General features: G+C 56.5%; 8 protein-coding genes and 6 pseudogenes. 3 read left to right on the plus strand and 11 right to left on the minus strand.

Annotated features, from left to right (window positions below; all coding sequences use genetic code 11):
• Positions 1-409: 409 nt before the first annotated feature.
• The 6 genes and pseudogenes from NKJ23_RS33460 to NKJ23_RS33485 form a co-directional block, all read right to left on the minus strand.
• Positions 410-1,321: a beta-keto acid cleavage family enzyme gene (locus NKJ23_RS33460; RefSeq protein WP_352684978.1), complete on the minus strand. Its 912-nt coding sequence runs from the start codon at positions 1,319-1,321 to the stop codon at positions 410-412.
• A 689-nt stretch (positions 1,322-2,010) separates the two neighbouring features.
• The gene (locus tag NKJ23_RS33465) at positions 2,011-2,559 is read right to left on the minus strand and encodes an OsmC family protein (RefSeq protein ID WP_352684980.1); all 549 of its coding nucleotides are present in this window, start codon (positions 2,557-2,559) and stop codon (positions 2,011-2,013) included.
• Positions 2,560-2,677: 118 nt separating this feature from the next.
• Positions 2,678-3,649, minus strand: coding sequence for a 3-hydroxyacyl-CoA dehydrogenase NAD-binding domain-containing protein (locus NKJ23_RS33470; protein ID WP_352684982.1), 972 nt, complete (start codon positions 3,647-3,649; stop codon positions 2,678-2,680).
• 219 nt (positions 3,650-3,868) lie between these two features.
• Positions 3,869-4,279, minus strand: coding sequence for an SDR family oxidoreductase (locus NKJ23_RS33475; RefSeq protein WP_352684984.1), 411 nt, complete (start codon positions 4,277-4,279; stop codon positions 3,869-3,871).
• 13 nt (positions 4,280-4,292) lie between these two features.
• Positions 4,293-4,478 (minus strand): annotated as a pseudogene (locus tag NKJ23_RS33480) (SDR family NAD(P)-dependent oxidoreductase); the annotation flags it as partial.
• Between the two features lie 182 nt (positions 4,479-4,660).
• Positions 4,661-5,656 (minus strand): dipeptidase, encoded by a 996-nt coding sequence (locus NKJ23_RS33485; RefSeq protein WP_352684986.1) that lies wholly within the window; start codon positions 5,654-5,656, stop codon positions 4,661-4,663.
• A gap of 462 nt (positions 5,657-6,118) precedes the next feature.
• Between NKJ23_RS33485 and NKJ23_RS33490 the strand changes: the two genes are divergently transcribed.
• Together NKJ23_RS33490 and NKJ23_RS34830 are read left to right on the plus strand one after the other, a co-directional pair.
• Positions 6,119-6,544, plus strand: coding sequence for an ABC transporter permease (locus tag NKJ23_RS33490; RefSeq protein WP_352684988.1), 426 nt, complete (start codon positions 6,119-6,121; stop codon positions 6,542-6,544).
• Between the two features lie 140 nt (positions 6,545-6,684).
• Positions 6,685-6,819: pseudogene (locus NKJ23_RS34830) on the plus strand (IS4/Tn5 family transposase DNA-binding protein); the annotation flags it as partial.
• A gap of 193 nt (positions 6,820-7,012) precedes the next feature.
• On the opposite strand, the pseudogene NKJ23_RS33500 reads toward NKJ23_RS34830, so the two are convergent.
• Positions 7,013-7,270 (minus strand): annotated as a pseudogene (locus NKJ23_RS33500) (aminotransferase class III-fold pyridoxal phosphate-dependent enzyme); the annotation flags it as partial.
• Between the two features lie 134 nt (positions 7,271-7,404).
• On the opposite strand from NKJ23_RS33500, the pseudogene NKJ23_RS33505 reads away from it, so the two are divergent.
• Positions 7,405-8,365, plus strand: a pseudogene (locus NKJ23_RS33505) (aldehyde dehydrogenase family protein); the annotation flags it as partial.
• 217 nt (positions 8,366-8,582) lie between these two features.
• Here the strand turns inward: NKJ23_RS33505 and NKJ23_RS33510 are convergent.
• The 4 genes and pseudogenes from NKJ23_RS33510 to gmd all read right to left on the minus strand — a co-directional run.
• Positions 8,583-9,073, minus strand: a pseudogene (locus NKJ23_RS33510) (Lrp/AsnC family transcriptional regulator).
• A gap of 149 nt (positions 9,074-9,222) precedes the next feature.
• The gene (locus NKJ23_RS33515; RefSeq protein WP_352684990.1) at positions 9,223-10,299 is read right to left on the minus strand and encodes a GlxA family transcriptional regulator; all 1,077 of its coding nucleotides are present in this window, start codon (positions 10,297-10,299) and stop codon (positions 9,223-9,225) included.
• Between the two features lie 39 nt (positions 10,300-10,338).
• A complete protein-coding gene (locus tag NKJ23_RS33520) occupies positions 10,339-12,813 on the minus strand; it encodes a GcvT family protein (protein WP_352684993.1) in 2,475 nt (824 codons plus the stop codon).
• 458 nt (positions 12,814-13,271) lie between these two features.
• Positions 13,272-14,184: pseudogene (gene gmd / locus NKJ23_RS33525) on the minus strand (GDP-mannose 4,6-dehydratase); the annotation flags it as partial.
• Between the last annotated feature and the right edge of the window lie 287 nt (positions 14,185-14,471).

Below are 14,471 nucleotides of genomic sequence, written 5' to 3' on the forward strand. Positions count from 1 at the left end.
CGCCGCATGTGAAGAAAGTGGTGATCGCAAACCCCAAGCAGGTGCGCATCATCGCCTATGCCAAGATCAAGACGGACACGATCGAGGCCAGCGTTCTGGCGCAGCTCTTGTAGAGGCGATGGAGCGTCATGGGTGTCTTCATCTGACAGCAGAGATCCGCAGCGGTTATTGGCGATAGCGCGGCAACGATCGACCGCAGGGGCACTTCGATAGGATTGCGATGTCTGAGCCAAAGGCTATGGTTTTGATCTGCCGCGAGCCTTACCATGCCAACTCCTCTATCCCGCGATGCGCATGTTCAGTTCGTGCGTATTGTTCGGTGCTACCCATTCGCTTGCCGTCTGCCGTGAAGCTGAAACGGCGCTGAGACGAGAGCGGCAGTCGCCCAACTTTGGGCACCGCCGTCCCGTTATCTGGACGGGCTCGGCCTTCCCAAGCCTAGCTTAAGCCGTGTTTCGGCCGCAGTGAGAATGCTCCCGCCCATACTCCGTATCACGCTGACTGCCCGCTCTACGAGCGTGTCATTGTCAGCAAAAACGCCCTTTTCGAGGTAAAGATTGTCCTCGAGACCAACTCGAACGTTACCTCCGTTGCCCGCGGCCAATGCGACAAATCGCATTTGGTCTCGACCGATTGCAAAGGCGCTCCAAATCGATTCCGACGGCGCCAACTGTTTGAATGCGTCCAGAACGAAGGATTCAGCGGGAGCGCTACCGGGGAGCCCGAGACAAAACTGAATCAAGGGGACCCCTTCGAGCAGCTCTTCTGCAAAAATCTTGTGCACGAAGGCGAGATGTCCCAATTCAAAAACTTCCAACTCAGGTTTGATGCCCAGCGAACGAATGTGCTTGGCCATTCGTCGGAGATAAGTCGCTGGAGCCAAGTATACCAGAGCGCCGTCACCAAAGTTCATTGATCCGCAATCGAGCGTGCAGATCTCTGGCCGCAATCTCGGCTCGCGGCAAAGGCGCTCCAAGTGCTGCAGCCGGTCGACTGGACCAAGCACATCGGTTCCTGGCCCTGCCAACCCGTGTCCCGGAGCATCGCTGAGCACCAAGTCGCCAGCCATACCGCAGCTGATATTGACGATAACGTCCACGTTGCTGTCGCGGATCAAAGACACGATTTCGGCAAACAGCTCTGGATCTCGGCTTTGCTGGCCGGTGTCAGGGTCGCGAGCGTGGATATGAACAATGGCGGCTCCTGCCTGTGCGGCAGAGATGGCTGCATACGCTATTTGCCTGGGTGTGACTGGTATCCTTGGGTGTCGCGAAACCGTTTCACCACCACCCGTCACAGCACATGTCACAAATGTATCCATAGTAAATCCTCGTTAAGTTTGATCGAGCGGCGCAGACCTCTCGCCAGTCGTGCTGGTTGAATCAAATCGATGCCGTCCACATAAGCCTACGGCGGCGTCGCCGGAGCCTTCTTCTTGGACGACGAGTGAAGCAGCCAGTCGAACATTATCTGGCAAGACGGCAGCGCGAGGTAGCTTGAGATCGAACATCAGGCTTACTGCATCCATAGTTGCACGCACGTTTCCGCCCAGCCCAGTCATCAAGTCGATGAGTGATTGATTTGCGGCCCGCCTTTACACCTGGGAACGTATCGTCAGCACGACGTGGCGTACGTCAGCCCATCCGAGCCCGTTGGCGCAACGGCTCTCCTTCGAACCGTCTACGGGGGAAGGTGCTCAGTTCCGAGAGCGCGCAGGCGCTGCTAACAAACAAGTCGCCGCGGCTCGCGAGCACTGGATTCCCTCCAGATCTTGGGTCTCGGCCGTCCCTCCTTTCAAAGGGTCACTGCCGCCGCAAACACAAGCGCCGAACTGGGCACGGCGGGTTAGTTGATGCTGTAGTGGTGAGTTGGCTGGCGAGAAGATTTGGCCCTGTTTGCTTGCGGCCGTCTTCCGAGTGCTGAACGTCGTCCCGTCGTCGGTCATGATGACTTGTATTGGCAAGCTCACGCTCGCGCGGGATTGCGCCGAAACAGGAGACGCGTGCTCCTTCAATCTTCAATAGGCTTTACAAGATCGAAAGATAGCGCCACTTCGGTGGGATGCCTGACGTTATCGAGCACGGGGCAGCAACGCTCCGCGATTTCCAGCAATTGGGACATGGCTTCTGGCTCCTCGTCACTGACAATTTTCACAGTCGCGGATATTACGGGAAAGCCAGCTCGAACACCTTCGCTCGTTCCGAAAAAACCCTGACTGTTCATCTCTGCCGACAGCTCTACGCCGATCGACCTCACCTGAATCCCCAAAAAATCGGCGTAGCATCTGATCGTCACTTCGATGCTGGCGCCAAGCGCAGCCAACATCACCTCGGCGGGATTTGGTGCGGCTCCTGTCCCGCCGAAACTCACCGGTTCATCGATTGTAAGGGCAAGATCACCGAACCGCGATTCTGAACGAAGTCCATCCACTTGCTGTGTCCTCCCCGACATCGTTTCAAGGCATTCACGCGGCTCGCCAGAGGAAGACGCGGCACGGAGTTGGGCAAACAGGCGGCCCAGCTTCGTTGAAGGTTGTCTATTATTCATGTTGTTACCCATTGGTATGGCGAAGTAAAAAGTTGATGAAAGTTCCTGAATGACAGGCTGCTAATGGCCGAGGTCGGGCGATATGTTCAAACACGGTGGTCATACTGTCTCCAAGGTTTCTTTCGGCGTACTACTGTTTTTGCGAAGCAGCAACGCGACTAGCTTCTCGCAACTTGAGAAGCCCTATGATAGTCGCGTTTCGCTCGTCGACCATTTTGGAAATGGTTCTGCCGTCGATAACTTCCTGGGCTTGTTGAAGAATTCGATCGAGTAATTCGGGGGTCAAATCTGGTAGTGGCGATTCCGTAACATAGGGAGCGCACCAGTCTACGGTTCCATAAGAATCCAATAGTGATCTCAAGCCGCTATCACCAGCTCCTAAATGGAACGTGGCAAAGGGACCCATGCATGCCCATCGCAGCCCGAGCCCATGGGTCAAGCAGTCATCAATCTGGGCAACGGTTGCTCGATCTGCCGCGATCATATGAAGCGCTTCACGAAATAGGGCTACTTGAAGCCTGTTGATCATGAACCCGTAGATTTCCTTCTCCATACGGAGAACTCGCTTCCCAACCGCTTCATAAAACTCAACAGTCCAATCAAGGACAGCGGGATCGGTTTTTTCTCCTCCAACAACCTCGATAAGCGGGATGAGGTAAGGTGGATTTACAGGGTGTGTGACAACGGTGCGTTCGGGAAACTTGCAGCGCTTTTGAATGTCCGTCATCGGGAAGCCAGCAGTGCTCGAGCCGATCACGATCTGAGGCGGGACCAGCTCATCGAGCTTTTCATACATACGGACTTTGAGTTCGAGATCTTCCGGTACACTTTCTTGTACAAACTCGGCACCGGCAACTGCCTCTTCGATGTCTTGAGTGAAGTGCAGCCGCGACCTTGAAGCGCCAGGCTTCAAACCAACCTTCTCAAGCACAGGCCACGCTTGGTCCAACAAACGCTCAAGGAAATCCCGGGCGTCCTTACCAGGATCATATGCAGCCACATCATACCCGCTACATAGGAACTGGGCGACAAATCCACCACCAATGGTGCCTGTTCCGATGCAGGCGACGCGCTTAACGTTTTTAGGATCGGGGCGGCTCATCGTGCATATTCCTCGTTAGTGAGCTACGATGCTGTAGCCCAAGTCCAGCTAGATTAGGGAGAGCGTTGAACCCGTCTTTGGCTAGTCCGAAAACCGGCTAGCGACGGGCAACACGATTATCTGGTTTTGTCGTCGAAAGCGTCCATTATCGTGGATGGCTGCGCTCATGCCGGTCATCCTTTTAGAGCATCATCCTGACGCATTCTGATCGGCAGAGAGTTAAACCAACCGCGTTCCGGTAACCAAAACGCCACCATCGATTGGCAATGCGACGCCGGTGATCGACTTTGCTGCATCACTGCAGAAGAACAAGACACCCGCGGCGATCTCGCTCGGATCGACGAATCGACCAGTGGGCATATCGGCAAGCACGATTTTTTGCGCTGCCTCGTCGAACGAGATTTGAAGTTCTGCCGCCTTTCTCGCGACTTGTTTTGCCGCCAAAGGCGTCAAAACCCAGCCGGGGCATATCGCGTTACAGGTTATACCTAGTCGAGCGCCTTCAAGAGCCACCTCTCTTGTTAACCCGAGAATACCATGTTTCGCGGCAACATAGGCGGATTTTCGCGCCTCCGCTTGGAACGCAAGAGTAAACCAGATCGCTCGCCTCCGTGAAATCGGATAAGTCATGGGGAAAGTGGTGTGCCTTTCGGCCGGTATCTCTGCTGATCGAAGCGATGATTTCGGCAACCTCATCGGGAGACCCAAAACCGTTTAGCGCCACATCGGAGCCGTTCGCCGCGAGCAAGCGAGCGATTGCCAGACCGATGCCACTTGTAGATCCGGTCACTAAAGCCACCTTGCCGTGAAGCGGCACAGAAATATTCATAGAACACCTCCCCAACCTTCCACTGAGACCCTACAGAGATTAACCAGATTCCTGGATACCGAATTAGAAATTGGCGTCAATGGTGACTATAATTTACTGGAAGCGCTGGGCGGCTACTATCCCGCTTTGTCACTGGGTTGAAAAATATTGTCATGTATACGGCCAAAAAGGGGGCGAGGCGGTTACCATATCTCTTGGCAAACCCTCATAAAATTGCCGGACACAATCTTCTTAATTGCGTCTTCAGAATAGCCGTGATCGAACATCAGTTGTACGAGCTCTATCACGTCCTTAGGTCTCTGAAAACGAAACCCTTTAAAGTTCGGATCTTTTGAATCAGGCCACTCGTCTTCTATGTTTTTGGCCCACTCATCTAGTAAATCTGTTTCGAACACGAAGTCAAAACCGAAGCCAACATGGTCTGGACCGATAAGCTGCACGACATAATCCAGATGAGGGAATATGGCCGACATAGATCCGGTTTCGTCGCCGATGTACGCACTGTTCCCGGAGAGGCCAATCACGCCGCCGTTTTGACCAACCGCGCGAAGCTGGTCGTCGCGAACGTTCCTGTAATGTCGGTTAACTCCCATGATGCCAACATGTGAAAAAATCAGCGGCCGGGTCGCCATGTTTAACACGTCGAGCGTAGTGCGGTAACCGACATGAGCGAGATCAACAACCATACCTAGCCGCTCGATCTCCCGGACGACTTGTGTGCCGTATGTAGTTAGACCACCATCGGCCTTATCAGAGCAGCCGCCCCCAACAAAATTGGATGCATTGAAGACGAGCTGGACAACTCGAAGTCCAAGTTCACGGAAAACTTCTAGAACACCGACATCCTTGCCAAACCAGCCAGTACCGTGCGTTTGCATTCCGATAGCGAGTTTGCCTTCTTTCTTGGCACGCAACACATCATCCACCGTCAAAGCGTGAATGAGGACGTCAGGCCTCGAGTGGATCAGCTTCCGCTGCAGAGAGATGCTCTTAATCGCGTAATCAATGCTGCTAGTATCTTCCGCAAAGCAAATCGAAGTGAAATTTACTCCGGCGTTGATATAATGATCGAGATATTTTTCACTACAGCCATACGCTTGATTTAACATATCCAGCGGATAAAGCATGTCCCAAATAACATTATTTTTCCAAAAGGTTCGCGTTGACTCGGAAACCATCCTCAAATCCTTCTTTCGGACAAGCGCGCCGCCCTCCCGTCGCAAATTGATGGGCTAACGCTGGATTGTGATTGCTTACTTCCAGGCGAAGATGATTCTATACCCAAACTGACCGCATCTTGCAGGGGTAAACATTGTCTAGACGTCAACCTTATCATCGCCGGCCACAAACAGTGCAACACATAAAATGTCACTGGCGAGATGACTTTTTTGCACACTGCCTTCCAGGATCCTCATGCGAGCTGTCGGCCGGTTTCGATGCCGGGGTATTTGGAGAGCATGGAGGACTTGCCGCCGCCAAGAAATGATCAAAAGCGGTTGGCTACTTGCGATGGGCAACTGGGATTTGGACGGTTTCCGCTGCGTCGAACGCTGGTGGTTCGCCAATGTTTGATTGAGGCGATAGTCAAATGTTCTCGGTCACAAAGATCATCGGTTAGCGCGTCGCTCTAGGCGTGCTGCTTGTGGATTTTTTCGCTGATAATTTTTGCCGGCGTTCAATTCCTGCCAGGCGATATCGCCACGGAAATGCTCGGACAGGCGGCCACGCCGGAGACTGTCGCGGCGTTCCGAAGGAGTCTTGGCTTGGATATTCCCATCCATCTTCGTTACCTTCATTGGTTGGCGGATGTGCTTCATGGTCACTTTGGGACGGCCCTCGCCAATGGCAGAGATATTGGCGAACTCATACGACCCAGGCTGTTCAACACTCTGTTTCTGGCCCTCGCTACCGCGCTGGTAGCGGTTCCCCTCGCGCTGCTTGGTGGAATTCTGGCTGCGCTTTATCGGAACACGTTGTTCGATCGCATAATCAATGTCGCCACGCTCGCCTCGATCTCAACCCCTGAATATGGCCAACCGGCCGGTGTGTGGCTTGGCACTTTATAGGCATGGTCTGCTGATGTATCGTAACCGTCCGGTGAGGCTTTCGATTACCCACATCGTCGGCGGGCCTATTGCGCCGTATGAAGCTGCCGTGATTCTGTCCGTGACGCCGAAGCCCGCTTGGCCGGAAGAGCTTTGCGCGGCGGCCTTTCCCGACAAAGCGTCTGGTCCGTCGGCTGCAGCGGTTGCTGGATCAGCTGTCAGCAGCGCCGGGCAAGCCGATCCCGGCGGCCTGTGGCGACTGGGCAGCGGCGAAGGCGGCCTACCGCTTCTTTGACAACCCGCGTGTGACCGAACACAGCGTTCTCGCCGGCCATTTCGCCGCGAATGCGGCGCGCGTTGCGACGAACGAAGGTCCGATCCTTATCCTGCAGGACACGACCGAATTTATCTACAGCCGCGCGCAGCCGGGCAAAATCGGCTTCACCAAGACCATCAACGCCGCGCGCTACAAGGCTGGGCAGCTCAACGTGCCGCGGCAAGCGCTGTCGCCACCTGCGGCCCGATCTGCATGCCGTCGCCGCGCACGTCGCCGATGTTCTTGTGGTCACCGACCGCCTTCGCCAGTTCCGTGCGGAAATAGGCGCCGGTCTCGCCAGCATTCCTGACCAAATCCATCTCGTCGATAAGTTCGAGATTGGCGACACCGGCAGCAACGCAGATTGGATGCGCCGAATAGGTCCAGCCGTGGCCAAGCGATCCGAGCTTATCGGAACCCTTGACCAGCACTGCCTCACATCCGACTATGCGCCGCTGTCGGGCGTCATCGTCTCCGACGTCGTCTGGCAGGCTATGTCGCCGCCCTTGATGCCGGACAGACAACCAAGACGATCAACGCCGCTTCTCGGCCTTTCCGGCGTGCGCTTGAGCAGGGCAAGCCGCTCAAGGAATCCCTGGCGAGATCGACTACGTCGCGTCCTTCATCGAATGGTACGCAGAGGAAGCCAAACGCCTCAACGCAGAGAGCGTCACCAGCCACTTGCCAGGGGCTGAAATGATGGTGCGGCGCGAGCCGCTCGGCGTCGTCGGAGTTGTCACGCCGTGGAACTTTCCATCGGCGATGCTGACCCGGAAGGCTGCTGCAGCACTTGCCGCCGGCTGCACTGTCGTCGCGCACCCGTCATCTGAAACGCCGCTGTCGGCACTCGCGCTGGCCGAGCTTGGCGAGCGCGCCGGGCTGCCGGCCGGTGTCTTCACTGTCGTCACCGGAAAAGCTCCCGTCATTGTCGGGCGGATGTGCGAGGATCCGCGCGTACGCGTCCTGAGCTTTACCGGCTCGACCGAGATTGGCCGATTGATCGCGGCGCAAAGTGCTCCGACGATGAAGCGGCTGGTGATGGAACTCGGAGGGCCCGCTCCGCTGATCATCTTCGCCGATGCCGATCTCGGCAAAGCGGTAAGCATTGCTATCGACGCCAAATTCGCCACTTCGGGCCAGGACTGCCTTGCTGCCAATCGCATTTATGTGCAGCGGCCGATTTATGACCGGTTCTGCGCAGCCGTTGCCCGACGGATTGAGACCTTACGGGTAGGCAACGGGCTCGCCGACGATACCGAAATCGGACCGCTGATGCATGAGCGTGCAATCAGGAAGGTCGAGGAGCAGGTCGCCGATGCGATATTCCGCCGCGCACGCTGCCTTGCCGGCGGCAAGCTTGAGGCAGTGGGATCGCGTTTCTATCAACCTACCCTCCTGGTCGAGTGGCCGATGAGGCGCTCATCATGCGTGAGGAAACCTTCGGTCCGATTGCCGCGGTGACGCCGTTTGACGACGAGGCAGAGGTTGTCGGTCGCGCCAATGCCACGGAATACGGGCTTGTCGCATAAGCAAGGGCACGCAGCAGCCGACGGTCGGCGAGTCGGTCGAGCGCGTCGTGGCGGATCGTGCGGGAAAAGTGCGCGGACATCGTCGAAGCCTCCCAGGTTATTTCACGCGGGAAGACTACCGGTGAGTGGCAGACAGAGAGACTGTTTGCAGCCTGCCCGGGGAGAGAATCTCTCTAATGTGTAGACCAGCTAGATAAACTCTCGCCTGACCCCGTTACGATTGGGTCGGGAGAAGGCTAGTTAGAGGCAAGACCGTGTCATCCTTCACCGACTTGCTGACAATGTAGGTGAAGTAACGGTCGATACCGATCTCGCGCTCCAGTAGGCTATCGACCAGCCGCTGGTAGGCGTCGATATCGCGCGCCATCACCTTCACAACATTGTCGACGCCACCCCTACGGACCAACAGGCGACGATCTCGGGGATGTCGCGAATGACGCGGTCGAAACGGTCAAAATCAGCTTGGCGGTGGCTGGCCAGCGTGACCTCCATCAACACCGTAGCGACGGGTGCAACGGTGCGCATAGCGATCCGGGCGTGATAGCCCGAGACGATGCCTGCTTTCTCCAGATTCCGCAGCCGCACCCAGCACGGGGTTGGCGACAGGCCGACCTTTTCGGCCAGTGCTAGTTTGGTGATGCGTCCATCGCGCTGGATGGCGTCGAGGATTTTGAAGTCGATCGGGTCGAGTTTCCCAGCCGTCATCGCCGTCCACTTCATCGCTCCCGCGTTCCTGTCGGCATCCTGGTCTAGGCAGTACGCCCCAGTTCAAGCCCTACGTTCTCAACACTTAGCGCCATCAACTATGGTCTGTGATGAGTGTATGTGATTAAAGTCACGTGCGACTGGCGGGACTAAGAGCAGGCGTTCTGGGCTGCGTTGGCTTGGCGACCGGACGCACGCTCGACCTGGTCAATGTGCCGAACAGGTCTAGCGGCTGGGCCCCGCCGTAAGCGCTCTATGGCTTCCGACCGTGCCTCGCGCGGGGTCATTCCATAACTGTCGCGATAAGCCTTTGAAAAATGGGACGCCGAGACGAACCCACAGGCCATCGCTATCTCGACGATTGGAAGCTGCGAATTCAAGATGAGCAAGTGTGCGCGCTCGAGCCTCATATCAAGATAATATCGTGCAGGCGACCGTCCTATTTTCTGGGAGAAAATGCGCTCGATTTGGCGCCGGGACAAACAGCTTGAAGCGGCCACGTCCTTGAGAGCGACCGGCTCGTCGAGATGCATCTCCATCTGCTCGATGATCCTCAACAAACCATCATGTTGTATGGCTGCCCCTGCATGCAGGGGCAGTCGCTGACGGTCTCCAGGCTGACGAACCCTCATAGCGACAGCTTTCTCGCACACTCGGCTCGCTACAAGGGAATCACAGTCTTCGATGACAAACTGCACGAACATGTCGAAAGCAGCATCTCCACCCGAGCAGGAGTACGTCTCATCGTCGATCTCAAAAGCAGACTGAACTGCGGCAACATTCGGAAATTGTTCTACGAATGCAGGATACTGTTCCCAATGCACTGCACATTTTCGTCCATCGGCCAGGCCTGTCTGCGCGATGCTGAAGACCCCGCTCGCGATGCCAGCAAGACTTAGTTTCCGAGCTCGGCATTCCCGCAACCAGCCATGTACCGTCCGGTTGACGGTCGGGGGGTGGCTACCCCCGCACACCACAGCGACCGAGGGGAATAAGCCCATCTTTCCGATAAAGCTGCGCTCGTCCTTGAGCGACGTATCGACCGAGATGGTAAGTCCGCAACTCGATCTTGCAGGGTGCCCGTCGTCAGATACAATCCGCCAAGCATAAACCTCCGATTCAAGCACCTCATTGGCAAGCCGCAAGGCCTCTACTGCAGACGAAAAGGCCTGTAGGGAAAATCCAGGCGCGAGATAGAAGCTGAACAGGCGTTTTGTTACTTTCATTTTAAGCATCACTGCGCCTTTCTGAAAGCAAGGTGCCCGTCAGACCTTGGCTCTCAGGCCTTTTGGATCGAAGAAGGCCTGTAGTGAGACGTCCGCATCATAAAGTTCTCCGGCAATTTCGATCTGCCAACGTCCAGCGTCGATCCACTCCCGACTGACGCCATCAGCGTTGTTGACGTAGCCGAGTCCTATCGAGGACCCCAAGGTAAAGCTCCGGACCCCGGAGGAAATGTAGCCGACAATGCCGCCATTGTAGCGGATGAGCTCCTCGCGGAAGAGCAGGGGCTTTGGATCCCGCAGCTTGAACGACAAGAGCCGCTTGCGCGGTGTCCCTGCTGCCTTTTGGGCTTCCGTCGCATCCTTGCCTTGGAATCCACCAGCCTTCGACCAGTCGATCGTAAATCCGAGCCCGGCTTCGAGCAGGGTGTCCACCGGGGTAAGGTCCAGTTCATACTCGCGATAGGCTCGCTCGGAGCGGAGGTGCTCGAGCGCATGATAGCCAGCAGCCCGTGACCCGTGCTCAGCTCCTGCCTCCCACAGGACATCAAAAACGTGCTGGGCCATCTCTGTGGGAATATGGAGCTCCCAGCCCAGTTCTCCGATATAAGTCAGCCTGTTGGCGATAACTCTCGCATAACCGACATCGATTTCCTGGCTCGTCGCGAACGGAAAGGCCTCGTTCGAAAGGTCTGTATCCGTGACCTTGGACAGTATTTCGCGTGATTTTGGCCCCTGGAGCGACAGTACCGCATAGGCCGAGGTGACGTCCGTGAGTGTCACGCTCCATTCGCTGGTGATATGCTTGCGGATCCAAGCTGTGTCGCGTGGATGGACGGTGGCCGATGAAATGATGAGATATTCGGTGTCCGAAAGCCGGTTTACGGTGATATCAGTTTCAATGCCCCCTTTTTCATTGAGCATGTGCGTGTAGACAAGCTTGCCAACTGGTACGTCGACATTGCCGGCACAAAGCCATTGGAGAAAGCGGCAGGCGTCGCGGCCTTGGACAAGATGCTTACCGAAAGAGCTCTGGTCGAACAGCACCGCATCCGTGCGCGCGGCACGGCATTCTTCAGCGGTGTTTCTGAACCAGTTGGGCTCGTTATACGAATAAACATTGTCCGTGGACTGACCTTTCTCCGCAAACCACATTGGACGTTCCCATCCCATGCCCTCGCCGAAACTTGCGCCAAGCTCCGCCAAACGATCATGGAGCGGGCTCTTGCGCACCCCACGGCAGGTTTCTCGCTGATGACTCGGCCAATGCATCTTGTAGTGCAGGCCGAGCACCTCAGCTGTGCGATCGTGCAGGTAGCGTCTGTTGATCTGGAACGGGTGGAATCTAGCCACATCGACGAAGCTGATGTCCATCTGCGGCGATTTGGCGACGATCCATTCAGCCAAAGCCCTTCCGGCTCCCGCACCGTATTCGATACCTTCGGAATTGTAGCCTGCCGAAACGTATAGGTTCTTCAGTTCCGGAACCTCGCCGATCATGAACAGCAAGTCCGGGGTAAAGCTCTCCGGTCCATTGAAGAACTTCGCAATTCCGGCGTTGGCAAGTTCGGGAAGGATTTCGATTGCCTTTGTCATCGGCAATTCGAAATGGTCCCAGTCCTCCCAGAGCTCGATAAAGGCCGTATCCTTTGGCAACCGGTCCATTGCGACAGGCTTGCCCCAAGGCTCAAAAGCGCCAATCAGGAGCTTGCCTGCGTCTTCTTTCAGGTAAACGTGGCCATCGGTGTCGCGCAGGACCGGCAACGTCGGTCGAATGAAGTCCATTGGTTCGGTGACCACATAGAAATGCTCGGCTGCATAAAGGGGGACACGCGCGCCTAGCCGGGCTGCCAAATCACGTGTCCAAAGCCCGCAGGCCAGTACCAAGGTTTCGGCCTCAATGACCCCATGGTCGGTCTGCAGCTGATAGAGACCCTCCGGCGTACGCCACAGGTCCTTCACCTCCTGGTTCTCGAAAATCCGGGCGCCATTCTGCTTGGCTCCTGCCGCCAGCGCCATGCAAGTGTCGATCGGGTTGGTCTGCCCGTCTCGGGGGATAAACACCGCCCCCTCGATTATAGAATCGTCAATTGCAGGATAAAGGGCCTTTGCCTCAGCCGGAGAGATCATATGGGCTTCAAGACCAAAGCTTTTGGCTACCGAGGCGTTGCGGGCGGCTTCGTGGAGACGTTCCTTGGTCCGGGCGACGCCAAGCGTACCGTTGCGTTTCAACCCGGTAGCCTGGCCTGTTTCAGCCTCGAGAGCATCGTACAATTCGGCATTGTATTTTGCGATTTCGGTTAGTGAATGGGTGCCACGCGTCTGCATAATTAGGCCGGCAGCATGCCAAGTCGTTCCCGAAGTGAGCGTGTTCCGCTCCAAGAGAACGACATCGTTTTTTCCCAGCTTCGCAAGATGATAAGCAACGCTCGCACCTGCTATGCCGCCTCCCAAAACAACGATCTCGTGATGACGTGCCGCTGGTGCGCGTGGGCGGAGAGGTGAAGAATGTGTCATGTAACCCTGCGATGAAAATGAAGGGCTGCAAGAGCTCGCACCTTCCGAATTTACCTCCAAGAAATTAGCCGGACAGCCACGCGGATATACCGCGTATTTCTCGCCAGCTTTAGGGTTTGGCCGCGACTACGGGAGTTTGTTTGCGGCTATCGGGCGTTGCGGAACGTTAAGATGACGCTACGCGGGGCGAGGACACTCGCGACAACCGGCAGTGCCTTTACGATATGTTTGATCCACAACGTAGCGACTCAATCCGCCTGGTCCTACACGGCCTGTTTGGCGGTGTGCGGGTTGGCGAGGTCCCGATACGTAACAGCATGACTTACGACATAGGTGCCTGCATCAACCTCCTCGAGGTGAGCCCATGATGATTCCGATTCTGCTGGACACTTCCTCTTTCCCGCGCACACCTAAAGCTGCTCCGGTACTGGTGAAATGCCCGGCGGGACTGGATTTGACTTGGTGGCCGTCTCGGAGGCGTCGCCGATCAGCAGGTCAACCTCGGTCGGACGGAAATAACGCTTGTCTATCCGGATCAGCGCCTGGTTACTCCTGCGTTCGCGGCCCACCTCGTCGACGCCTTCGCCCTCCCAGACGATCTCCTTCCCGACCCGCCTGAAGGCAGCCTCGACAAAGCTGCGGACCGAATGCGTCTCGCCGGTCGCGAGCACAAAGTCGCCAGGCTCGTGGTGCTGCAGAATGCGCCACATGCCCTCGACATAGTCGCGCGCCGAGCCCTAGTCGCGCTTTGCCTCCAGGCTTCCAAGATAGATGCAGTCCTGTTTACCTGCCATAATCGCAGCTACTGCACGGGTCACCTTGCGCGTGATAAAGGTTTCGCCCCGCGTCGGTCCTTCGTGATTGAACAGAATCCCGTTACTGGTATAGAGCCCGTATGCCTCACGGTAGTTCACCGTGATCCAGTAGGCGTAGAGCTTCGTCACCGCATAGGGCGAGCGCGGATAAAACGGGGTAGTCTCCCCCTGCGGACACCCTGGACTGAACCGAAGAGTTCGGACGTGGAGGCCTGGTAGAACCGTGTTTTTTCCTCGAGGCGGAGAATGTGGATCGCTTCCAGCAGTCGCAGTGTGCCGAGAGCGTCGGCATTGGCCGTATATTCGGGGTCTCGAAAGAGACTTGCACATGGCTTTGCGCAGCCAGATTGTAGATTTCGTCGGGCTGCGTCTCCTGCAGGAGACGGATCAGGTTTGTGGTATCCGTCATATCCCCGTAATGCAGGACCATGTCGGGATGATCCTCATGCGGGTCTTGATAGAGGTGGTCGGTGCGCTTGGTATTCCCGATCAACGAGGCTCGCCGCTCAAGGCCATGCACCATGTAGCCCTTCGAAAGCAGCAGTTCGGCAACCAGCGCGCCGTCCTGACCGTCTGGGCAGGAATAGTTGACAGCGCGTGGGAATGACTAACTGCGCGCTACAATCAACGCTGTACGACCGTCTTAGCTGGGATCTGTGCCTCGAGTGATGCTAAGAAGGCATGCGGATTACATCGGGTGTCGTGTGCCGTCGGCATCAGATGCAGGAGGACTTCGCCTCCATCTTCCGCACGACGTGGGGACTGTCAGGAATTCTGTGCGCGAGGCCGGCCTCGTCATTGGCTGACGAACCTCTCGCCGAAGACAACGGCGAACTGGGTCTT

The organism is Mesorhizobium sp. M0184 (assembly GCF_040322215.1).
In the GTDB taxonomy this organism is placed as follows: Bacteria; Pseudomonadota; Alphaproteobacteria; order Rhizobiales; family Rhizobiaceae; genus Mesorhizobium.

Coding starts and splice junctions, on each gene's coding strand:
- NKJ23_RS33475 (WP_352684984.1), bottom strand. CDS start 4,279: ATGACTTATCCGATTTCACGGAGGCGAGCGATCTGGTTTACTCTTGCG.
- NKJ23_RS33520 (WP_352684993.1), bottom strand. CDS start 12,813: ATGACACATTCTTCACCTCTCCGCCCACGCGCACCAGCGGCACGTCAT.
- NKJ23_RS33460 (WP_352684978.1), bottom strand. CDS start 1,321: ATGGATACATTTGTGACATGTGCTGTGACGGGTGGTGGTGAAACGGTT.
- NKJ23_RS33465 (WP_352684980.1), bottom strand. CDS start 2,559: ATGGGTAACAACATGAATAATAGACAACCTTCAACGAAGCTGGGCCGC.
- NKJ23_RS33485 (WP_352684986.1), bottom strand. CDS start 5,656: ATGGTTTCCGAGTCAACGCGAACCTTTTGGAAAAATAATGTTATTTGG.
- NKJ23_RS33515 (WP_352684990.1), bottom strand. CDS start 10,299: ATGAAAGTAACAAAACGCCTGTTCAGCTTCTATCTCGCGCCTGGATTT.
- NKJ23_RS33470 (WP_352684982.1), bottom strand. CDS start 3,649: ATGAGCCGCCCCGATCCTAAAAACGTTAAGCGCGTCGCCTGCATCGGA.